We start from the raw sequence: 22,289 nt of genomic DNA, 5'->3' as shown, positions 1-22,289 counted from the left end.
TCTAATGAGCAACCTGCTTTTTTGAATTACATTATTTTTTTACTCATCCTATAATTGACCAACAGAACACCTTTTCGTTCTACACTTTGTTTCGCAATAAGCTGGTATCCCCGTCGTTCAAAAAAAGGTTTAGCAGTGATGCTTGCTTCGGCATCCATTTCATAAAGACCCAGTTCTTTCGCTTTCAATTCAAGCTTACTCACCAATGCAGAGGCTATACCTAGTCCTTGGTAATCTTTGTGAACATATAATCGATCCAAATGTCCCTCTGCTGTCATATCAGAAAAGCCCACAATAATATTATCAATTTCGGCTACATAAGTGATATTTTGACGCAAAGAAGCTCTCCAAGTATTATGCTTAAGTACCTCTTCCTCTTTAGGTGCCCAAGCATCTAGCTGTTCCTGTGAATAGTCTTGTTTGTTTACGGAATGAACTGTTTCGTAGAACAATGAGACAATTTGACTAATATCCGATTCTCGGTAAGCTCTAATATCCATTTTGATCTCCTTGCCGGCGATTGTAGTAACAGAAGTCAATCTCAGAACTCCACTAGATCGATTTTCCGGCCAGATTCAGCACTTTCGAGCGCTCCGAACACCATTGCCATACTATACCGATTATCTCTACAATTCGTCTCTGCAGGACGTTGCTCTGCCAATGACAAGAACATCTCATCCAAACACCCGTGATGGAATGTTTTATTCATCTCAACATTATCTCCATTTATACGCTTTACGTCACGAATGAACTTATCGCTCTGATCTCCTGCAGTAACTACCTCAGCATATGGCAGCTCATGACCATCCCAGATTGCTGTTCCTTTCTCCCCGTTAACCCGCCAAGAAGCTTCCCATGACGTGGATGCACCTTCTGCACACCAAGATCCCTGATAGGTAAATATTGAACCGTCGGACATCTCGAAAATGCACACTGCCGACGCATTCCCCTCATACCATGAACCGGGAGGATTAAACTCCTGACAGTATACGGACACAGGGTTCGCGCCACTAATAAACCGGGCCTGGTCGAAGGTATGAATTGCCATATCCAACAGCAGCGGACTTTTCATAACATCACGGAATCCCCCGAAATGGGCCCCAAGGAAAAAGCTTGCACCGATAAATCCTGTTCTTCCGATGGTTCCTGATTCTATGATTTTTCTTAAAGAACGAATTCGAGGATCATAACGGCGGTTCTGCATCACAGCATGAGCATTTCCAGTCCGTTCCGAGATCTCAACAATCTTATTACATTCCTCCATAGTCTCAGCTAACGGTTTCTCACTAAACACATTACACCCAAGTTCCAATGCAGTACTAGAAATATTGAAATGACTTCCGGGAACGGTAACGTCAAAGACGAGATTTGCTGCGGTCTCCTGAATTGCCTGCTTAATATCCGTAAACGTCAGACATGAAATCCCATGCTTCGCAGCCATCGCCTCAGCCGACTCCAACCTTATATCTACTAGAGCAACGATCTTAGTATCTGGACGCAATAAAGCGTATTCAATCCATGCGTTAGCCATTCCTCCGCAACCTGCAACCGCTACACGGTACTGTGCTGTCATATTTCTCCCCCTGACTTATTAAAGCGGATTAGGCACAAAGCTGCCCCCGCGGCATTGTTTTAAATAATTCAAGGCATGTACTTGACCCATCATTTCCAGCTCATCCCGATAGACAGGATCATGCCAACCTTCAATATCAATGGTACCTTTATAACCAGCCTGACGCAAAATGGAAATAACATCCGTCCAGTTCGTATCACCAAAACCCGGAGTACGGTGCCATACATAAGGTTTTGGGCCGTGGATTCCATATTCTTTTACAATATCCCAAGCGATGGTGGCATCCTTGCCGTGTACATGGAAGATCTTATCTGTCCATTTGCGCAGCTGTGGAATCGGATCAATCAGCTGCACCATCTGATGGCAGGGCTCCCATTCAAGTCCCATATTGTCAGCAGGTACAGCGTTAAACATCTTTTCCCAGGCTATTGGATGATGAGCGATATTCCAGTCCCCTGAAGTCCAATTGCCATCCATGGAACAGTTCTCGAAGGCAATTCGTACCCCGCGATCTGCTGCTCTTTTTGTCAGCTCACCAAATACCTCGGTAAACTTCGGAATCGATTCATCAATGGACACTCCTGGTAGTCGTCCCGTGAACCCTGATACCATATCAGTACCAAATACATGAGCATGATCAATAAGCCGTTCCCAGCTCGCTAATGCATCGGAATTGTCACCAGTATTCGTCAAAGGATTGCCAAAGATGCCAACCGATGAAATCACAAAATCATGTTTTGCCGCAAGTTCTTGCACACGCTTACCAGTTTCCACAAGATCTGTTTCACCTGTAGTCTGCCAGAAGGTTAAGCTAAAAGATTCGAAGCCATGACATACGATTTGCGGAATCACTCTAACAGCATCTCCGCCACCAACTAATGTGCCTATACGCATTGTATCCTTCATCTTGTGTACCACTCCAATATTGGTTTATAGTAAGTTCTATAACCCGAGTATATACTGCATTTAAGCTTAAAACTCTTATTATATTGTGTTTATATAGTCGTATATTGTGGGAGTTGAATAAATATTGAGCTATCCTAATGATCTTAAAGAATACCCTCAATTAGAAGGAAGCATCTATCCATTTCGATTGTTTTTTAATGAATGCAGACATGCGAAAATCGGCCAGAACATCCTTTTTCTACACTGGCATGAGCATTTCGAAATCATTATCATGCAAGCAGGCAGCGCCATTTTCCACATTGACAGCAAGCCCTACGAACTGCATCCCGGAGAGGTTTTGTTTGTTCCTTCTGGAGGTTTGCACGTTGGATATAGTCTGCGGGATGATCATGTCCGATTTATATCCGTCGTATTTCATAGTTCTTTATTTAAAGATTGGAAGCAAGATCCTCAACATGAGCAGTTCGTAGCTCCCTATTTGGAAAATCGATATCAGCTACCAGTTAAACCAGCAGCACTTGTTCCAACCTGTTCTACTTATTACTCTCTTCTAGACACTATCGTGGATGAAGTGCATCAGAAAGGTCCTGCATTTCAGCTAATCATCAAAAATCAACTTCATCTGCTTTTTGTATTGCTCTCCCGTACCTTTTTGCCTGAGCGGGTTTCTGGCAGAACAAATGAACGTCATTCCTTCAATCGTGAGCGTTTTAAGCCACTGCTGGAGTATATGGAGAACCACTTTGATGAGAAAATGACTATTGAAAGCGCCGCGAGATCCGTTAATCTAAATCCATACCATTTCTGCAAAACCTTTAAGAAGCTCACCGGCCGAACCTTCATCGATTATGTTAATCTTTGCCGCGTAAATGAAGCAGAACGACTGCTGCTGGAGACAGATTTTACTGTAACGGAGATTGCTGGACGAGTGGGCTGCGACAATCCTAATTATTTTACCAAGCTGTTTAAGCAATATAAAGGAACTACACCATCCGGTATTAGAAAATAATTCACACTGGAAAATAGGAGCATGTAAAATGAATTTAAAAGAAACGCTGATATGCATAAAAGAAAATGATTACCAAGCACCTCCCGATACAATCCAGTTGGTACAAGAAATGATAAATAACATTGGTTCTTTAGATGCCCAACTACGGGATGAGCTAATTTATACAACCTTATCACATTGGATCCCAGGTAATGCTCTAACTACAAACGAACTGGAGCAACTTATACCCGTTATCTTGGATAAAAACCATTTGCATTTTAAGCTTGGCGAAACCAATGCAGACTCTGTCTTTACCAGATCTTTCTCTATGCTAGTCATCCCACTCCTCTTCATGAGGCATAAAGAATCACCATTTCTCTCAAGAGAGCAAATTCATCAGATAAAGGAGAAGGTATTTTGCAGTGTGCAAAATGAGCGTGATTACCGGGGGTATGACGAAGAAAAAGGCTGGGCTCATGCCATAGCCCATGCAGCAGATACTTTAGATGAATTGGCTCAATGTTCCGAACTGGATAAAAATGACCTTATAACTATCCTCGATTTGGTTCACGAAAAGATGACCATAACAGATCGAATATACTCCGATGGGGAAGATGAGCGAATGGTAAGACCCATAATTAGTGTTTTAGATAGAAAAATGCTTAGTCAGACTTATGTAGAGCAATGGATTCGAAGTTTTGGTGATATGGAGAAAAATCCAGAATTTCTTCCTGCTTTTAAACAAAAAAATAATATAAAGAATTTCTTGAAAAGTTTATATTTTCGAGTTAAATATTACAAAGTAGATGCCAATCTCTGTCCAACAATCGAGCATACATTATATAAAGTAGAACAAGTATACTATTCCTAATTAAGAAAAAGTGAGGGTTAGAGCACCCTCACTTTCCATCTACTGTTCAAATGAATGGAGCACTTGCTACCTGTTGACGGGTCTATTAGATTATTCAGTAACTGCTAGCTCCATTCTCCGCACACTCGCAAGCGCGGGAAAAGATTCCAGCACCATCCCTGTATTCCATAACTTAACCTGCTGTCCAACCTGCAAATCCTTAAAGCTGATGGTCTCTCCAGCTTCATTAAACATTTCAGATTTTGCATTGATTGTGAACCAGTAAGATGGATCTTCGTTTCCAGGTTCAAGGATTAGTATCCGCTTTGCCTGTTTAGTGTCGATCTCAACGATTGTACCCACTACATGTGGATCACCTATTTCTGAAATATCATAGGTCAACATCTCTGGATCGATCCACTTTTCAATTTCAAGCTTGGCTGCTTCCGCATCATCAGACGGAATGGTAATAGTTACTTTATTACCAATCGTATCTACACCAGAGCCGTAGAGATTCAGCTTCTGGTAGAGTTCTTGTTCATGCAACAATTCTTGAGCAGCTAATAACTCTTGCATTGTATATTTCACATCATGAAGCTCATAAGTACCTGCAGTGAAAGCCTGAGCAAAGCTCTGCTCAATCTCCGAGTTCAAACCTACAATATTAATATGAACCTTGTTATCTTGCAGATAAATATCTCCGTTAGGAATCTTCTGAGCAGATAAGAAAGTCTTAACCTCGCCTGGATCATCCATTGCAGGGTTCTTAGAAGCTAGAATTTGTGGTTCTGAACTAATTACAGGAGTAGGAACCGGCTCCTTATTCGCTTGTTGAGCCTCTGAACAGCCACTGATTAACAAAATAACAACGGGAATCCATATCCAACCAATAATTATCTTACGCATCCTATTAACACCTCCACTCTTCATCTTCTCAAACGAAGACCGGAAGTGATAGGTTGCAGATTCAGGAAGAATTCTCTAATCCAAAGTGTTAGGAGCAAGACCGATTGGAAGTGCCGCAGGACGAGTGCAGGTGCTTTCCATTTCGTAGAATGAATGAGCATCAGAAGAATCATGGAAAGCCCACATTGCTTCTAATACGTGATAAGCCAGTTCTCCACTGGCACGATGCCCTCTACCCGTCCGAATGGCGTAAGCCATATCTGCTGGTCCAATCCCGCGGGTATTCTGATCATACCCTGACAACAACGGCTGTTCCGTCCATTCATTCTCACCCATAAGCCGGAGTTTCACGGGACCCCCAAAGTTATTCGGGTCTGGAACTTGAATCGTTCCTAGCGTTCCGTAGATTTCTATATGCGGCAGGTTGCTCCCGCCAAAGATATCAAAGCTTGTAATCAACGTTGCAATGGCACCATTTTCAAATCGTAAGGTTCCGGCTACGTGAGTTGGAATTTGAACAGGAATTTTTTTCCCAAATTTCTTCTCGCTTGTAATCGTACGTTCTTCCAGCGCTTTCCCAGTCATTCCGCTAACCGTATGAATAGGACCCAGCAGCTGCACCAAAGCCGTCAAATAGTAAGGACCCATATCGAACATTGGACCTCCACCAGCGGCATAATAAAATTCCGGATCTGGATGCCAATGCTCATGTCCACGGCCCAGCATAAACGAAGTAGCTGCAACAGGTTCGCCAATTACTCCTTCATCTATCAGCTTCAAAACCGTTTGAATTCCCGCTCCGAAGAACGTCTCCGGTGCACTGCCCACAAGTACTCCCTTTTCCCGCGCCGCAGTCAGAACTTTGCGTCCTTCTTCTCTCGTCACAGCTAGAGGTTTCTCAACGTATACATGTTTACCCGCTTCAATAGCTTTCAGGCATACTTCCGCATGAACAGCTGGTATCGTTAAGTTGATTACGATTTCTATCTCTGGATCATTCAGTAATTGTTCTGTGGTATAGACGTTTGGAATATTGTATTTATCCGCTTGTTCTTGTGCTCTCACCAAATCTAAATCCGCACATGCAACTAGATCAAGGATCTCGAACTTTTGACAGTTCTCCATATAGATACTACTGATTTTACCGCATCCAATAATACCAACTTTGACTTTATCCATTCGCTGATCGCTCCCAGAATTTATTGACTGTCTGCCATTCCACTATAGCTATTACTAACCCCCGAAACATTGGATAATGCTTGCGCTTTACCTTCAGCTGCCCATATTAATCCTCTGCGCATCATTTCACGCACTTGCGGCTGATCTACAATGTCCGCATGATGCCCGAGTGAATTATAATAAACTCTGCCCAAGCCCCAACGTTTTGTCCAAGCTACTGGCATATCAACAGCCTTATTATACGAATGAGGCCCTTCAACTACTGGAAAACGAGTCGTAGCAAGAACTTCAACAGCTGGATCTACATGAAGATAATATTGCTCTGAGCAAATGCTGAAATCTTCTAATCCTTCTACCAGAGGACTTGAGCTTTGACAAATCTCTACGGTATAGTTAACGCCGTCATTACCAGGATGAGCTACCCATTGTCCACCCGTCATAAACTGCCAATCTACATTATTACGAAAAGAATCACACATCCCGCCATGGCAACCGGCAAGACCTGTTCCATGCTGTACAGCTGCTGAGACATTATTCACAAGTTCCTGCTCGATTGTGCCCATTGTCCATACCGGCACGATCAAATCTAGTCCAAGAAGCTTATCTGCATCAGCAAAAGCCTCCAGTGTATTCGATACTTCAACTTCAAACTGTTCCTCTTGCAACATTTTAGCGATTATATCAGCTACCTGCTCAGGCTCATGACCATCCCAACCGCCCCAAACAATCAATGCTTTTCTCATTTTCAGCACTCCTTCTAAGGTTAGATTACATTTCGGATAAATCGACCCAACGGCGTTCATCAATAGAGCGTTCTACAGCCTCTAACACCGCTTGGCATTTCACTCCATCATTGAAGTTTGGTTCTGGCTGACGACCTTCTTCAATTGCGTTAGAAAGCTCCAGCATTTCGTGAATAAACGTATGTTCAAAACCAATCGTATGACCAGGCGGCCACCAAGCCTCTGCATACTCATGAGCAGGATCGGTCGCCAGCACACGGCGAAAACCTTGTACATCCTCGGCATCCGAGGTCAAATAAACTTCTAATTCATTCATACGTTCGAAGTCGAATTTCACACTACCAAGACTCCCATTGATCTCAAAAGAATTGGTAGAGCGATGACCCGCTGCGAATCTTGTAGCTTCAAAGCTGCCCAGGGCACCATTATCAAAACGGGCTAAAAACAAGGTGGCATCGTCGACGGTAACCTTACCCTTGGGTGCATCTTTATCTCCTTTAGCGCTTAAACCAGTCATTTCAGCGGCAAGCGGACGCTCTTTTATGAAGGTCTCGCTCATACCGATTACTTCCTTCATATCGCCTACTAAGAAATGAGCCAAATCTATAAGATGCGCCCCCAAATCTCCATGCGAACCTGAACCGGCGATATCCTTCTGCAGTCTCCATACTAAAGGGAAATCCGGATCTATTATCCAATCTTGTAGAAACCAAGCCCGAAAATGATAAATCTTTCCCAGACGCCCACTCTCTATGAGCTTCTTAGCCAGTCGAACTGCCGGAGAAAAGCGATAATTAAAACCAACCATATGTGTAACTCCCGCGTCTTCAGCAGCTTGCAGCATTTCACGGGAATCTGCCAAGGTCAGCGCAAGTGGTTTTTCACAAAAAATATGTTTACCTGCTTTGGCTGCTGCCAAAGCTATCTCCTTGTGCGCGTTGCTGGGAGCATTAATATCTATAAGATCAATATCCTCTCGAGCGATCAGATCCTTCCAATCCGTAACACAATCCGCCCAGCCTAACTGCGATGCAGCTTCTTCAAGCGCTTCACTATTACGTCCACAGATTACAGACATTTCCGGTTTAAGCGCTTTCGGGAAAAACATAGGTAAACTGCGATAAGCATTACTGTGGGCTTTACCCATAAATTTATAACCGATCATTCCAATGCGAAGCTGTTTCATCTTATTCCTCCTAAGTGTTGATAGATTTAGATGAAGCTCGTATAACTAGTTCTGTCGGTAATTTGATCTGTACGGCTGGTGCGGGTATTTCTGCCAGATTGTTTCCCAGCAATTCAATGATTTGGGCTGCGGCAAGTTCACCTAGTTCGTAAAAGGGAACCCGCACACTGCTTAATGCAGGTGTGGTAAGCTCCGCAGCTTCCGAATCATCATAACCCACAATAGCTGGCAGGCGATCCCTTGGTATTCCTAGCTCCTGCAGCCCTTGCTGCAAACCAATGGCCATCCGATCATTGGCGACCATAATCGCATCAATCTCATCCAGCAGAGGCAACATTTCTTTGGCAGCTATAATCCCGCTTTTCCGGCTGAAGTTACCTTCGAACAAAAGTGAAGAATCTACAGAAAGATTCACCTCTGCCAAAGCGCGGGCATACCCCGTTAGACGATCTCGGCTGTTGGAATAAGATTCAGGCCCATTTAGAAAAGCAATCCTCGTAAAACCTTGTTCCAGTAAGTGTTTAGCCGCTTGCCAGCTTCCTTCGACATGATCGGCATCCACCTCGTGAAAAGCTTCCCCTGCAAAATGCTGATTAATCAGACAAAAAGGATGGTTTTCTTCCTTCAAACGGCGGAGTGAGGCTAGCTCACCTGGCTCTTCTTTAGCGCCAAGCACAATGCAAGCATCGATCTTCCGCATCTTAAACAACCCGCTATAATCCATTGGCTCTTCGGCATTCCGAAACAGCATTAACAGATCATAACCCTCTTCTCGCGCCTTGCTCCCTATTCCACTTAATATTTCCGAAAAATAATAAGTGGAGAACAAGCGGGCTTTCGGCAAATAAGGCATCACTACACCCAAGTTCCCGCTCCGTCTACGTGCAAAGCTCTGAGCGAGTGAACTAGGGGTATAGCCTAGCTTCAGAGCAGCTGCCAACACACGTTCCTTCGTTTCTTCCTTAATCGGGCCAACGTTATTTAACACGCGAGATACTGTGGCTTCTGACACACCTGCAAGCTCGGCAACCTCTTTACGGCTGGCGATATAAATTCCTCCTTCTCATAGGTTATGAACAGTGACATTTAGCCTCGTTCAATACACTATTCGAAAACGCATTCATTTAATGTACGCGCGTACATTTTCTCATGAACAAGGCTCTTCGTCAACCCTAAGATTGGATAAATTTAAAAGACGTTCATATACACTAAGGAGAAGAACGTCTTTCTATTTCTTTTCAACTATCCGCGAGGTACTAGCAATAGGACACCAAGTAAAATGATAATCAGAAATAAGTAACTCTCAAATTTCTTAGCAGGAATACGTTTATTCACATATACACCAAGCACTGTAGCTAAGATAATTGCTGGAATAGAATATCCATAAAGAACAAGAGCATCCGCAGTCCACAATCCCCCGATAGCATGACCAGTTACAACGAGTACACCAGAAATAAGAAAATGAGCTTGCAACGTACCCCGAAAGCGATCAGGATTCCACTGTCGTAAAGTACCATAGATCACGACCGGGACACCATTAAAGTTATAAGCACCGCCAAGTACACCCGAAGCGAATCCGAAGGGATACACCCAGCCTTTTGCCTTAAGCAAGGGATGATCGATCGTCTTAACTATTCTCTTCTTAATCACTGAATAAACTCCATAAACAATCAAAAATATACCAAGTCCAGTCATAATTACACTTGCAGGTGCTAAATAAAGCATGACTAGTCCTACAGGAATTCCTATCACAGTTGAGAGTGCTAATCGAATCAGAATAGGTCGTTCTATATGCCGCCACCCACTCACAACTGTAAGTGAGGCAACCGTGAGGCCTGCCAATCCAATCAAAGAAACTGAGGTATGTATAGGAATCGGGAGCAGTGCAAGCAGTGGCATGCTCACAATCGCTTCACCAAAACCAAACATGGTTCTCATCAAGGCACCTATAAATACTGCTAATACGACTAGTGTAATAATTGTAACGGACAATCGTTTATCCCCCTCCTAATCTCATCCATCCGTAATTGTGTATAAAATCATCACATAGACAGATCATCTGGAATACATTTCTTTTTCCCACTCTTCTAATTATAACATATCATTCGCTAAAAAACAGATATCGTTAGAGAACAAACGCGCATTTTAACATCCCTAGAATCCATCACATTGCCGTTATAACTACACAATAATGGAGATATACATATATTTAATTAAAAACCTTTAAAATCGATTACAGAGGCCAGTGTGTATTTCCCTTTTTCTAAAAAAAAAACTAAGTATCTAAAAAAAAACTGATTCCCCTAACGTTGATGAGGTATCAGTTTCTTATTTTTTGACGTATTTATTTAGGCGTTATCTTTCAGCCACACTTGCACATGCTTTAGAAATTTTTTGGTGACGGGAGAAGCGTATTTCATAGAGTGGACAGCAATTCCTAACGATCTGAAACTTCGTTCCTCTAATTCTAACATGGCTACATTATAATTTTGCCGGGTTAAGACAAGCTCTGGCAAAATACTAATGCCAAGACCTTTCTCCACCATCGACATAATGGCATAGTCATCACCTGCTGAGAATTTAACATTAGGTTTAATACCCGCCTTATCCAGCACACGTCTAACATCATAATCCGAACCTGCTTTCGGGATAATGAAATCCTCCTTAGCAATTTGCGATAAGGAAAGAAAGGGCTCCGTGCTTAGCGGATTCTCTTTAGATACAATCCCTAACATCCGGTCTTTTTTTAAAGGAATTACATCAAACTTCTCACGTGTAGGCAGTGAAATAAAACCGCAGTCTACGACTCCAGCCTCTATCCATTGCTCAACCTCCAAATAACCGCCTTCCATCAGCTTGATTTCTATATAAGGGTATTCACTGCGAAATTGCTTAATCATCCCTGGCAGCCAATGCACAGACACACTGGTGAACGTACCGATGGTAATCGTGCCAATCTCTAGCCCGTGGATGTCCGCTACCTCCTGCTTCAATTTCTCGTTCCACTTCAAGATTTCACGGATAGGCTGCAGAACTTGTTCTCCGTTTACCGTCAATTTCACACCGGATCTATTTCTAATTAATAACGCGAACCCAAACTCCATCTCCAAGCTGCTAATGGTGTGACTAATTCCGGATTGCGTAAAACCCAGTACATCTGCTGCTTTTGTTAAGCTGCCTAGCTCCACAACTTTCAGAAAAATCTCATATTTATTAATGCTCAACCTCTGTTCCCACCCTTATAAATTGCATAAGTTTTACTCATGTATTCTATGATAAACATTCAGTTACCTTATGTATAGAGCCGTATTATACTATATTGAGTTGAAATTGAAGAAGGATGGATGAAGAGATGAAACCGCTCAAAGCTGAGCTGCTGCTGTTAGTTGTAACATTATTTTGGGGCTCCTCCTACATATTTATGAAAATGGGGTTAGGTACGTTAGGCGAATTCAATCTGATTGCACTGCGCTTCGGACTTGCTTTTATATTAGCCGCTATGATATTCCACAAACGATTAAGACGAGTAGACATCAAAACATTAAAATATGGCGCCCTACTCGGATTCCTCCTGCTCGGCGTATTCACATGTATAACCTTCGGACTTCAAACAACCACCACCTCAAACGCAGGATTCCTAGTTGCGTTGACGGTTATTTTTGTACCGATCTTGGATCGAGTTATTTTCAAAAAAAGAGTTGCACCTCCACAAGTGTTCGGCTCCATCCTCGCCATAGCCGGGATTGGACTCCTTACCTTAAATGCAACCTTAACTATTCAGCCGGGTGATTTCCTGTGTATCCTTTCGGCAGTGTTCTACGCGGTACAGATCTTATTTACAGGCAAGGCGGTAAAAGAATGTGATTCCCTGAATATCGGAATCTTGCAGTTAGGATTTGCCGGAGGGTTGGCCTTAGTGTTGTCCGCACTCTTCGAGACACCTACGCTACCGTCTACTTTGCCAGGTTGGACTGCAATTCTTGCGCTTGGTATCTTATGCAGTGCCTGTGGCTTCATCCTGCAACCTATTGCTCAAAAATATACATCACCGACCCGCACCGGACTAATCTTCTCCCTTGAGCCGGTCTTCGCTGCGATGTTTGGTTATTGGTTCGCTGCTGAGAAGTTATCGATGCAGGGTTATGCTGGCGCAGCGCTTGTTCTGCTCGGAATCGTGGCTTCTGAATTGCTTGGTAAAGCAACACTCCCCGCATCGTGGGCTCAGAAGAAACCAGAGCATTTATAACAATAAAGGCGTCGTTCAACTATACAAGCTGAACGACGCCTTTTCTATGTTTATTGGTTCAATTAATGCCCCATCATCATCGCCGCATCTGCCTTCTGTCCCTCTCCAGAGGAAGGATCGCCAGCGGAAAGCTTAGGCTTGCGCAAAATAATACTCATTAATACACCTACCACACCTATGCAGCCAGACAGGAAGAACACATCATCAAAACCACTAACTGCGGCTGTCAAAGGATTACTTCCCGCTTTCAGTGCTCCCATATGAACAGCGATCTGACTAGTCAGGTAACCTGTCATTCCAGCTATAGCAAATGAAACAACGACTTGTTGAGCAGCAGCAGTAAGTGAAGTTACACTTCCCACCCATTCACGTGGAGCAGCATTCAAGACATGAGTATTCAAAGGCATCATCGTTAGACCCATACCAAAACCTAAGAAACCCAGGTATGTCATAATTAACGATAAATTTGTTGTAACACTAATTCCGGATAACAGGAACAAGGTGACCGTAATGATACTAAGTCCAACAAACGCCAGCGGACGAGCCCCGATCTTATCAAACAACCTACCGCCAATCGGCATTCCGATTGCTGAAGCTAAAGCCTGCGGAAGTAGAATCAGACCGGTTTCCAGCGGGGTATAGCTTCGAATCTGCTGCAGGTAAAGGGGCACAAATAACATGGACCCAAACAAAGCAGCTTGCATAACCCAAGTTAAAATAATACCCCGAGTGAAATCCGACGAACGGAAAACTCGCAGTTGTAAAAGCGGATTTTTGTGAAGCAGCTCCACAATGACAAGAAGGATCAATGCAACCCCTCCAACAGATAAGCCAACAATAGCGGGAGTAGACGACCAGCTTGTTCCACCGCCTTCATTCACCCCATAAGCCAACATAGAGAAGGCAATTGGGGCAAGGATAATGCCTAGGATATCGAGTTTGCCTTTGCTCTTTTTTTCAGAATTCGGCAAATATTTAACACCAAGAATAATGCCAACGATTCCAATAGGTACATTAATCAGAAAGATCCAGTGCCAGCTTACGTACTCCACCAGCCAACCGGATAAGACTGGACCGAGTGCCGGAGCTAAGAGCATTGGAATACCAAGCATCCCCATAATAGAACCCCGACGTTCTACTGGAGCTAATTTAAAAACCATCGCCATCCCAATGGGAGCAACCATCCCCCCGCCAAGACCTTGAATGACTCGAAAAATAATGAGCTGAGATGAGCTTTGTGCAACCGAACATAACATAGAGCCAAGAATAAACATCGTAAGAGTTGCCAGAAAAACTTGTTTCGATCCAAAACGATCGGTCATCCAGCCCGCGAGTGGGATTACAGCCGCTAAAGCTAAAGTATAACCCGTAATCGCCCACTGAATCGTTTTAAGATCGGAAGCAAAATAATCAACCAGCTTGGGAACGGCCACATTCACAACAGTACCATCCAGAATAACCATAATCATACCGACAATAATAGCAAGAAGCGGGGGGATGATTGCTTTTAATGAAAAGGGTTGCTCTTCTGCAGTACTCATTCCAGTCATAGTTTTTGTCATCCAGTACTCCACTCATTTCTCTAATTTAATTAAATGCTTTATTGATTATTTCAAATTTTAATTTACATTCGATGAATCTCGAAGTCAACAAATAAAACCATTTTTCCCATTAAAAACACATCGAGTTTACGATACCCTTCAGAAATTATCTTGAAATGTATATTAGAACAGCAAAAAGACTATGCATAATCCCCTTAAATCTTCTTGCTTGGGAAATGTGCATAGTCATCATGGAATCATTTTCCGATTAGAGCGTCTCTCTTAATTCTATAATTTTGCCCGATGTGTTCAATATAATTTCAAGTGGAATCTCTATCTCTGCAAAATCCAATACACAGCGAATAGAAAATTGATCCTCGTTATAGCTACTTTTTGTAGATTTAATCCCATGATAATTCCCGGCTTTTACCGTAATTTGCTTCCAGTCTTCCAGTAATCCATTTGAGCTCGGCTTATTTACGACCACATCATAATGATATCGCTCCGATAATTCATTATATTTACCGCCGACCAGTAACCCCGCTATAACGCTCGCTGTCACTTCAGGGGTATACACTTCAACTTGATTGGAATCACCATCATATATGGTTACTAAACCAATAGTCTTAAAAAAAGAGATTGGAACGTAGATATGATCCTCTCTGAATTCGATATCATCTTTAAAAAACAACTCTTGTGTATCATTGATGCTAACCAAATGTTCGTTAAGCTTCCATTTAATTATTTCATTTATCCTTGTTAGTGTTATAGTTTCTGAACTTTTTTGATATGTTGTTTTATATTTCAATGCATTAGAAGCCTCTCTGAGCGGAATCATGACTGTGGAACCCTTCTTGAAGGCTGAATGGGGATCAGTATCCAGTACTTTACCATTCAAAATTACGCTAACCTGGCCGGAGTCTGCCCATACTGTTGGAGCGGCAAATCCACCAAATCCATTAGTTAAAAATAGAACACCTAACACAACAACCGCTGCCATTTTGATCATCCGTTCGAAACCTCCCTTTTAGTTATTACAAGTATTATGTGCGTTTCCAGCATGTGCTAATCCTAATGATAATCAAGACAAGCAAAAAAAAGAAGCCGTTCAACATTATGTTGGGCCGCTTCTTTTAAATAACTATTCCACTTTGAAGTCAAAATACTGCTTAGGAAAAGGTTCTTTTATCAGCGTAAAATGCCACCATTCCTTACTATAAGGTTTAAAGCCTTGCTTCACCATAACCTCTTTGAGAATTGCGCGATTTGCTTTCTGAGTCTTGGTGATTAACGATGTATCATAAAAAGAGATATCTCCGAAAAAATCAAACGGGCTGCCCATATCTACATCTACACCTGTCTCTTTATTGACGATCGTTAAATCGATGGTACTGCCACGGGAATGTCCTGATTTTTTCGCTATAAATCCGAGTTTGAATAAATTACGTTTATCCAGTAGCGGGTAATATTGCTGCTTCATCTTAGTATCCGCGGAATTCTGTGACCATCTTACAAAATGATTCACCGCGGTCTGCGGACGATAAGCATCATAGATTTTTAGGATATATCCTTTTTTGGCTAAATCCTCACTTACTGCCTTCAAGGCTGTAGCCGCAGTCCTTGAAAAGATCGCTAAAGGCGCTTTATATCCATCAATCCGCTTCCCTACAAAATTATTGTCTCCGTAATAACGAATCTCAAATTGAGCAGTAGGAATTACTTCATCCAAATAGACAAATCCTTGCGGCAGGCTGTTTTTCTTCTCCAGCTGCATTTGCTGCAGTACATTGTCTGTAGATGAGCCAACGTAAGCTGCATCTGCGCTGCCCATAACAATAGTGTTTGTCCATAACAACAGCACAAATGCGAAAACTATGATTTTTGTTCCTCTAAATCCGGTTCTCAAAGGATCCCGCCTCTTCATTTCGAATTAACCGTTTGATTCAGAAATTTTTCCACTTCAGGTGTGAGTTTATTATTCGTGGAATCAAGTAACTGTAGTAGTTTTTCTAAAATCATTAGGATTCTGGTGTCGCCTTTGTTTCCTTTTAATGCATTCTCATACGCCTTTTTCACTTCAGGTTTGATTATTTGCTCATCATAGTCATAAGCTGGTGTGTTGCTTGATCCATATAATAAGCGTGAAGTTGCATTGAGCAGCTCTTTTTGAAGAACAGTTGACCGATTGGAAGCTGGATATTTCGTCACAAAATCCTCCAGTGCTAGCGCCCTGTTCGTTAACTCTGTCCAACTAATCACAATAGCTGCATCAAATACACTTGGTTGATTCGATTCAGTGGCCATGATGTCAATGTAAGCTGCGATGTCCTTCGTGACATACGGCTTAAAGCTTTTGAAGCCCTCATAATGCATCACTGGATAGTACATGCCTTCACTAGCCTCCAGCTTATATCCCTTATCCCGTCCTTCAATTAACATATTGCGTACATTGGCATCTTTGATCGAATTAAGGAGTGTGCTGTAGGTTAGATTTTTGCTTTTGGAAAAAGCATTATTTATCTCTTTCTGAACATTCTCCGGAAAAACCTTCTCAGAGTACACAGGTAAATATGCCTTCTGTGCATTTTCGAGCTGGAGTGTCATTTGAGTTGCTGTCCAGGTATCCACTTCTTTGATATGGTTAATCAAATAATTCCGTGCGTTAGCCAGAGATGCCGGCTTCTGTACATATTGCTGGAATTGATTATAGACTTTTGCAGATTCTTTCACAGTTGCGGCAGCTACAGTATCTGTTGTATGTATACTCCCAAACCCTCCCATAGAGCCTAGGGCAAAGGCAACACTTAACAAGCCTGTTTTTTTCCATCCCATTAAAAGACCTCCCTTAAGTATTCATACTTAATAATTAGACATACGAGAGGATCCTGAATCTAACTTAGTACAGTATTATCCTGGACGCCTCCAATGTCCTTCCTACGATAAATACCCATCAGAAGTCCAATAGCCGCATATTCAAACCACACATGACTCCCATAGCTCAGGAAAGGGAACGGGATAGAAGTCAGCATCATTCCACCGCTCAAAATAGCAAGACCATAGGTTAGTCTTATCGCTAGCAAAAATGCCAAACCCAACACTAGAGCTTGTCCATAGGGCTCACGAATCGCTCGTATCGTAGATAGAAGCTTGATGAAGAACCAGGAGATAACTGCCAGCAAAAGCAGTGCCCCCGCCCAACCAAAACAATGAATAAGATAGACAGGCAACATATCTGAGTAGACATACGGCAGCTTTTGTTCTACTGCTCCGAATCCGTGCCCCCACCAACCCGCTGAACTAATAACTTCACGCATTACTTGGTATATATAGCCATAACCGTCTGGATCTAAAGAGGGATTTATAGCACTAATGATTCTGACCATCAGGTAGTCGCTATTGAAGATGAACATTAGTCCAACTATTACAAAGAATCCTAATAATACTACACTCTTAATCCAATCGCGAGTAATCCATACATATAATACTAATGAAGAAATTAGATACACCACAAGCTCTGGAAGAGAGTTTAAAGAGATAAGAAGCAAGGCAGGTGCTAACAGAATGCTTATGTTGAACAAACCACTCCGCCAAGTTTTCTTTTTAGCCGATTCCTTACGATTCACTAAAATCCCTGCTAACGCGACTATCAATACATAAGGACGATAGGATGTCATATCAGGTAAGATCAAAAAAATCCTAGGACCATAATTCACTCCATTTATTGTTATCCCCCAGAATATACTCGACAGAATTCCGGCTATTGATGTTCCGTATAATACCCACGAGAAACTTTTCAGCTTTCTGAAATCGATAAAATACAATCCAAACATCAATACAATTCCAATGAGTATATTTATCGCTTGGCGTCTAAACGCATTATCCAAAAAAGCACCCTTAACAATATCACTGTAGCCTACATCTACAGAACTCATTCCTATCAGACTGATCGCGGATAACAAAGCTACAACTCCAAACAATCCCCAAGGTACATGTGGTTTATGTATTAGATGAAGTTCCTTCCCTAACGTTTGCGGGCTCCCCATTTGTTCGATCGCCCAAGCAATGGCTTCTTCCCGTGATACACCGTCGGCTTCTTTTTCACAAATTAAATCTTCTAGATGACTAGCTAATTCTTGACGTATCTCTGGGTGAGTTTTTTTCGCTTTAATCTCTGCACACACTACATCCAAAAATTGCTGCTGCCTCTCTTTCATCATACACCACCCTCTCCCAGAACGGAGTCAACTGCACCTTTAAACATAACCCATTCTGCTTTTTTCTCCTTGAGTTTCTCTTTACCTTCCTCCAGAATTCTATAGTACTTACGCTTCCGTCCCTCTACCTCCATCCAGTAAGCCTCTACCCAGCGCTCACTTTCCATCGCATGCAGAATCGGATACAAGGTTCCTTCTTTTAATGAAAAAACACCCTGAGATCTCAGCTCCAGCGCTTTGATCAACTCATAACCATATAATGGCTTCTCCAGTAAAAGAGTCAGAATCAAAGTACCCGTACTGCCCTTCAGCATCTCTTTACTTACTTTCAACGGCTAACACCTCCTAAATTCTAAACTTTACAATTGGCGTGGATGTATCTGATCCACTAAACAAATTTCACTCATCATAGTAGTTGATCTGCATCCTTGGACCGGATTCGGCTCATTCCACGGGATTTATACCGTTGATTTGCACCCCCGGGCCGGCGTGGGCTCATTCTACGGGATTTATACCGTTGATTTGCACCCCCGGGCCGGCGTGGGCTTAATCTACGGGATTTATACCGTTGATTTGCACCCCCGGGCCGGCGTGGGCTTAATCTACGGGATTTATACCGGTGATTTGCCTCCTCGGTCCGGATTCGGCTCATTCTACGGGATTTATACCGTTGATTTGCTTCCTCGGTCCGGATTCGGCTTAATCTACGGGATTTATACCGGTGATTTGCACCCCCGGGCCCGCGTGGGCTTAATCTACGGGATTTATACCGTTGATTTGCACCCCCGGGCCGGCGTGGACTTAATCTACGGGATTTATACCGTTGATTTGCTTCCTCGGTCCGGATTCGGCTCATTCTACGGGATTTATACCGTTGATTTGCCTCCTCGGTCCGGATTCAGCTCATTCTACGGGATTTATACCGTTGATTTGCTTCCTCGGTCCGGATTCGGCTCACTCTACGGGATTTATACCGTTGATTTGCTTCCTCCGTCCGGATTCGGCTCATTCTACGGGATTTATACCGTTGATTTGCTTCTTCGTCCAATGACTAATATCTGTATACATGAATATTATTTATCCTTTTATACCTAGGACAACTATACATCGTAAATCTATGTATGTAAAGTTCCTCTTATTCCCCCCCCTTATTCCATCCCTATTCCCCACTCTCCCATGTATAATAATGGTAATACAAGCGACATTTTGAGGAGATCTACCATGCAAAAAACAACAATAGCCATCTGGAGTTTTTCGTTCTTTTCATAGTTATTTTCGTTGGATATATGCTCCATAACAATTCTTTGACCTATTATGAGGCGTGGAAGATAAATTGGGGAATAGCGATCTCTAAACCTACAGAGTCAAAAGTGATATTTGAAAGTCCACCCAGTTTCCATGGGGATGGCGAAAGCTATTACGTATTAAATTACAACGAAAAGCAATTCATAGAAATCAAAGACGCAGCATTTTGGCATCCCCTCAATGTTGAATCCATTGACCCCTTAAAAGAGAGAATATCAAGCTTCAAAGATTCCGTGATGGCCATTTATCCAAATGAAAAAGCCAAATACGAAAAATTATTTTGGGCGAACCTTATAGAACTCGAAGAAAGTGGATTATATTACTATAAGAAAAAGATGATGATAGCTACTGTATCGTGATCCTTAACGTGGAATTAAAACGAGTATATATGATGGAATGGACACAATGATTGACGACAAAAAAGGAGTGCTAGAACTGTTGCCAGTTAGCACTCCTTTTAATCGAATTCCTCTAATTATTAATGCATTGGAGTATTCATTTTATGATTAACAACTACTCTTTTTATGAAGAAAGCAAGAATTAGTCCTACAATCGCCATACTCATTCCGAAAATAAAAGCATTTTGTACACCGTTCGTGAACGCAGGTAACATATTAGCTGGATCTGCTGGGTTCTCTACAGTTTTCATATAGCTTTTTGAACCCGCGGACATAATGCTGACTGCTAATGCAGTACCAATTGCACCAGCAACCTGCTGCAGTGTATTCATGATAGCTGTACCATCTGGATATAGCTCTAGTGGTAACTGGTTAATACCATTTGTTTGTGCCGGCATAAATACCATCGAAATACCAATCATAAGCGTACTGTGAAGTACGATTACGAACACAACCGTAGAAGCTACACTAATACTGGAGAAGAACCACAAGGCTACCGCTGCAATAATCAGACCTGGAATAACGAGCCATTTCGGACCGTATTTATCAAACATACGACCCATAATTGGGGACATCAATCCGTTTATAATTCCGCCTGGAAGCAGCAACAGACCCGCTTTGAAAGCTGTATAACCTTGTCCTTGTTGAAGGTACATCGGAAGAATCAGCATGGAGGACAGAATAACCATCATACAGATAAATACCATAGCTACACCAATAGCGAACATTGGATATTTAAAAGCACGCAGATTAATCATTGGCTCCTTCATCTTCATTTGACGAAGTCCAAACAATAACAATGCTACTACACCTACGATGATCGCAATGATCACTTTCGGACTTCCCCAGCCCGCTTCTTCACCCGCGCTGCTGAAACCAAACACGATACCGCCAAACCCGAGTGAAGATAACACAATGGAGAGGATATCAATTTTCGGTTTCGTCACCTTTGTTACATTCTGCATGAACAGAATCCCAAATATCAATGCAATCACTAAGAATGGCAATGACAACCAGAAAATCCAGTGCCAGCTGAGGCTTTCAATTAGAAGTCCAGCAATGGTAGGTCCAATCGCCGGAGCAACCATGATAACCAGTCCGATCATCCCCATTGCAGCCCCCCGTTTTTCAGGAGCAATGATGATAAGGATTGTATTAAACATCAGTGGCAACAGAAGCGCTGTTCCCATAGCTTGAACTACTCTTGCTGTAAGTAAGAACTCAAAGTTAGGTGAGACTGCTGCTAGGAATGTTCCTAGAATTGAAAAACATAAAGCCGCTATAAACAGCTGTCTCGTCGAGAACCATTGAAGCAGCATCCCCGAAATTGGTACTAATATACCCAGTGTAAGCAGATAAGCTGTTGTCAACCATTGTGCTGTTGCTGGGGTAATTTGTAGGACATTCATTAGATCGCTTAAAGCAACATTTAATGCCGTTTCACTGAACATTCCGATAAAACCTGCTAGTAATAAAGAGACAAGAATCGGAATAGTCTTAAACTTCTTGACCTCTTTTTGTTGATTCCCTTGCATAGTTGCTTCCACCCTTAATCCTCCTGATAATCTTGTCTATTTGTCTGTATCTAACCAAGTATTGCTGGGATAATCTTTGCCGCCGCGAGAAGCGGTTGTTCATCCCGAAAAGTCAGCGTCTGGAGAAGCGCCCCTTCAAATAAAGAGATTACCACTGAAGCCATATCGGCCGCGGGCTTGTTCTCTACGCCTTCATCCAAAAGACGTTTCTTGATCACATCCTGCAAGTCCATAAACACAGATTTACATGCTGTCCGCAGCTCTTCACTAATACAGGATGTTTCCGCCGCTAACCAAAAACTAAACGGAACTATCCCCTCGTATGAGGATTCCACTGCATCTTTAGCCATTCCTAGAATGAAATCCTCCATTGCCTCAGACGCACTCTTGCTGTTCTCCATATGATGTCTAAGCTTCTGTGCGACAACTTCACTAGTCCGGTTAATACATGTTAAAGCCAGTTCTTCTTTACCGTGAGGAAAGTAGTAATAAAGAGATCCCTTCGGCGAGTCGCTGTCTTTAATAATCTGATTCAGTCCTGTTGCATGATATCCCTGAGAAAAAAACAATTTCGAAGCGGTGTCCAAAATCGCCTCACGCGTATTCGGCTTGTTCGACAAGCTGACACTTCCTTTGCATTATAACAATTGGTCTACATAATAAAACCATATTTTAAAGAGATATGTCAACACATAAATTACTTAAATTCAAAGTAATTT

At 42.4% G+C, this 22,289-nt stretch carries 23 protein-coding genes; 5 read left to right on the top strand and 18 right to left on the bottom strand.

Annotated features, from left to right (window positions below):
- Positions 1-26: 26 nt before the first annotated feature.
- The 3 genes from MKX34_RS14475 to MKX34_RS14465 are packed head-to-tail and all read right to left on the bottom strand — an operon-like array spanning position 27 to position 2,479.
- Entirely contained in the window at positions 27-500 is a 474-nt protein-coding gene (locus MKX34_RS14475) for a GNAT family N-acetyltransferase (RefSeq protein ID WP_036678422.1), read from the bottom strand.
- Between the two features lie 41 nt (positions 501-541).
- Positions 542-1,573 carry a Gfo/Idh/MocA family oxidoreductase gene (locus MKX34_RS14470; RefSeq protein WP_036678288.1) on the bottom strand — a complete coding sequence of 344 codons (1,032 nt, stop codon included), beginning with the start codon at positions 1,571-1,573 and terminating at the stop codon, positions 542-544.
- An 18-nt stretch (positions 1,574-1,591) separates the two neighbouring features.
- The gene (locus MKX34_RS14465; RefSeq protein WP_076274420.1) at positions 1,592-2,479 is read right to left on the bottom strand and encodes a sugar phosphate isomerase/epimerase family protein; all 888 of its coding nucleotides are present in this window, start codon (positions 2,477-2,479) and stop codon (positions 1,592-1,594) included.
- Between the two features lie 124 nt (positions 2,480-2,603).
- On the opposite strand from MKX34_RS14465, the gene MKX34_RS14460 reads away from it, so the two are divergent.
- Together MKX34_RS14460 and MKX34_RS14455 are read left to right on the top strand one after the other, a co-directional pair.
- The gene (locus tag MKX34_RS14460; protein WP_076296758.1) at positions 2,604-3,488 is read left to right on the top strand and encodes an AraC family transcriptional regulator; all 885 of its coding nucleotides are present in this window, start codon (positions 2,604-2,606) and stop codon (positions 3,486-3,488) included.
- A gap of 28 nt (positions 3,489-3,516) precedes the next feature.
- The gene (locus MKX34_RS14455; RefSeq protein WP_076296759.1) at positions 3,517-4,338 is read left to right on the top strand and encodes a DUF2785 domain-containing protein; all 822 of its coding nucleotides are present in this window, start codon (positions 3,517-3,519) and stop codon (positions 4,336-4,338) included.
- Between the two features lie 90 nt (positions 4,339-4,428).
- On the opposite strand, the gene MKX34_RS14450 is transcribed toward MKX34_RS14455, so the two are convergent.
- From MKX34_RS14450 to MKX34_RS14420, 7 genes are all read right to left on the bottom strand, one after another.
- Positions 4,429-5,223: a hypothetical protein gene (locus MKX34_RS14450; RefSeq protein ID WP_076105577.1), complete on the bottom strand. Its 795-nt coding sequence runs from the start codon at positions 5,221-5,223 to the stop codon at positions 4,429-4,431.
- Positions 5,224-5,298: 75 nt separating this feature from the next.
- A complete protein-coding gene (locus MKX34_RS14445; RefSeq protein ID WP_076296760.1) occupies positions 5,299-6,402 on the bottom strand; it encodes a Gfo/Idh/MocA family oxidoreductase in 1,104 nt (367 codons plus the stop codon).
- Between the two features lie 20 nt (positions 6,403-6,422).
- A complete protein-coding gene (locus tag MKX34_RS14440; protein ID WP_076272475.1) occupies positions 6,423-7,145 on the bottom strand; it encodes a ThuA domain-containing protein in 723 nt (240 codons plus the stop codon).
- Between the two features lie 25 nt (positions 7,146-7,170).
- On the bottom strand, positions 7,171-8,331 hold the full coding sequence (locus MKX34_RS14435) for a Gfo/Idh/MocA family oxidoreductase (protein ID WP_038570692.1): 1,161 nt from the start codon (positions 8,329-8,331) through the stop codon (positions 7,171-7,173).
- A 10-nt stretch (positions 8,332-8,341) separates the two neighbouring features.
- Complete coding sequence (locus MKX34_RS14430; protein WP_076296761.1) at positions 8,342-9,385, bottom strand: LacI family DNA-binding transcriptional regulator; 1,044 nt, start codon at positions 9,383-9,385, stop codon at positions 8,342-8,344.
- 188 nt (positions 9,386-9,573) lie between these two features.
- Entirely contained in the window at positions 9,574-10,323 is a 750-nt protein-coding gene (locus tag MKX34_RS14425; protein ID WP_076272474.1) for a sulfite exporter TauE/SafE family protein, read from the bottom strand.
- 356 nt (positions 10,324-10,679) lie between these two features.
- The gene (locus tag MKX34_RS14420) at positions 10,680-11,555 is read right to left on the bottom strand and encodes a LysR substrate-binding domain-containing protein (protein WP_038570683.1); all 876 of its coding nucleotides are present in this window, start codon (positions 11,553-11,555) and stop codon (positions 10,680-10,682) included.
- Positions 11,556-11,683: 128 nt separating this feature from the next.
- Between MKX34_RS14420 and MKX34_RS14415 the strand changes: the two genes are divergently transcribed.
- Positions 11,684-12,577: a DMT family transporter gene (locus tag MKX34_RS14415; protein ID WP_076105573.1), complete on the top strand. Its 894-nt coding sequence runs from the start codon at positions 11,684-11,686 to the stop codon at positions 12,575-12,577.
- A gap of 62 nt (positions 12,578-12,639) precedes the next feature.
- Here MKX34_RS14415 and MKX34_RS14410 read toward each other — a convergent pair whose 3' ends face one another.
- From MKX34_RS14410 to MKX34_RS14385, 6 genes are all read right to left on the bottom strand, one after another.
- Positions 12,640-14,139 (bottom strand): DHA2 family efflux MFS transporter permease subunit, encoded by a 1,500-nt coding sequence (locus MKX34_RS14410; protein ID WP_076296762.1) that lies wholly within the window; start codon positions 14,137-14,139, stop codon positions 12,640-12,642.
- Between the two features lie 247 nt (positions 14,140-14,386).
- On the bottom strand, positions 14,387-15,127 hold the full coding sequence (locus tag MKX34_RS14405) for a copper amine oxidase N-terminal domain-containing protein (protein ID WP_076296763.1): 741 nt from the start codon (positions 15,125-15,127) through the stop codon (positions 14,387-14,389).
- A gap of 132 nt (positions 15,128-15,259) precedes the next feature.
- Positions 15,260-16,024: a M15 family metallopeptidase gene (locus tag MKX34_RS14400; protein ID WP_218642114.1), complete on the bottom strand. Its 765-nt coding sequence runs from the start codon at positions 16,022-16,024 to the stop codon at positions 15,260-15,262.
- A 14-nt stretch (positions 16,025-16,038) separates the two neighbouring features.
- Complete coding sequence (locus MKX34_RS14395) at positions 16,039-16,950, bottom strand: hypothetical protein (RefSeq protein ID WP_076296764.1); 912 nt, start codon at positions 16,948-16,950, stop codon at positions 16,039-16,041.
- Between the two features lie 59 nt (positions 16,951-17,009).
- Complete coding sequence (locus tag MKX34_RS14390) at positions 17,010-18,335, bottom strand: FtsW/RodA/SpoVE family cell cycle protein (RefSeq protein ID WP_076099344.1); 1,326 nt, start codon at positions 18,333-18,335, stop codon at positions 17,010-17,012.
- A complete protein-coding gene (locus tag MKX34_RS14385; RefSeq protein ID WP_076099345.1) occupies positions 18,332-18,664 on the bottom strand; it encodes a PadR family transcriptional regulator in 333 nt (110 codons plus the stop codon). The genes MKX34_RS14390 and MKX34_RS14385 overlap by 4 nt, the downstream gene beginning before the upstream one ends.
- Positions 18,665-18,803: 139 nt before the next feature.
- Here MKX34_RS14385 and MKX34_RS14380 point away from each other — a divergent pair, with 139 nt between their 5' ends.
- Complete coding sequence (locus tag MKX34_RS14380) at positions 18,804-19,427, top strand: hypothetical protein (RefSeq protein WP_339205283.1); 624 nt, start codon at positions 18,804-18,806, stop codon at positions 19,425-19,427.
- A gap of 191 nt (positions 19,428-19,618) precedes the next feature.
- A complete protein-coding gene (locus tag MKX34_RS14375; protein WP_076141698.1) occupies positions 19,619-19,996 on the top strand; it encodes a hypothetical protein in 378 nt (125 codons plus the stop codon).
- A gap of 119 nt (positions 19,997-20,115) precedes the next feature.
- Here MKX34_RS14375 and MKX34_RS14370 read toward each other — a convergent pair whose 3' ends face one another.
- The gene (locus tag MKX34_RS14370; RefSeq protein ID WP_036685000.1) at positions 20,116-21,570 is read right to left on the bottom strand and encodes a DHA2 family efflux MFS transporter permease subunit; all 1,455 of its coding nucleotides are present in this window, start codon (positions 21,568-21,570) and stop codon (positions 20,116-20,118) included.
- 50 nt (positions 21,571-21,620) lie between these two features.
- Positions 21,621-22,190, bottom strand: coding sequence for a TetR/AcrR family transcriptional regulator (locus tag MKX34_RS14365; RefSeq protein ID WP_076107125.1), 570 nt, complete (start codon positions 22,188-22,190; stop codon positions 21,621-21,623).
- Positions 22,191-22,289 lie beyond the last annotated feature (99 nt).

It is taken from the genome of Paenibacillus sp. FSL R5-0636, from assembly GCF_037974255.1.
GTDB lineage: Bacteria > Bacillota > Bacilli > Paenibacillales > Paenibacillaceae > Paenibacillus_AQ > Paenibacillus_AQ odorifer.
Note: the sequence above shows the minus strand (reverse complement) of the source record. Positions and strands in the feature narration are given on the sequence as shown.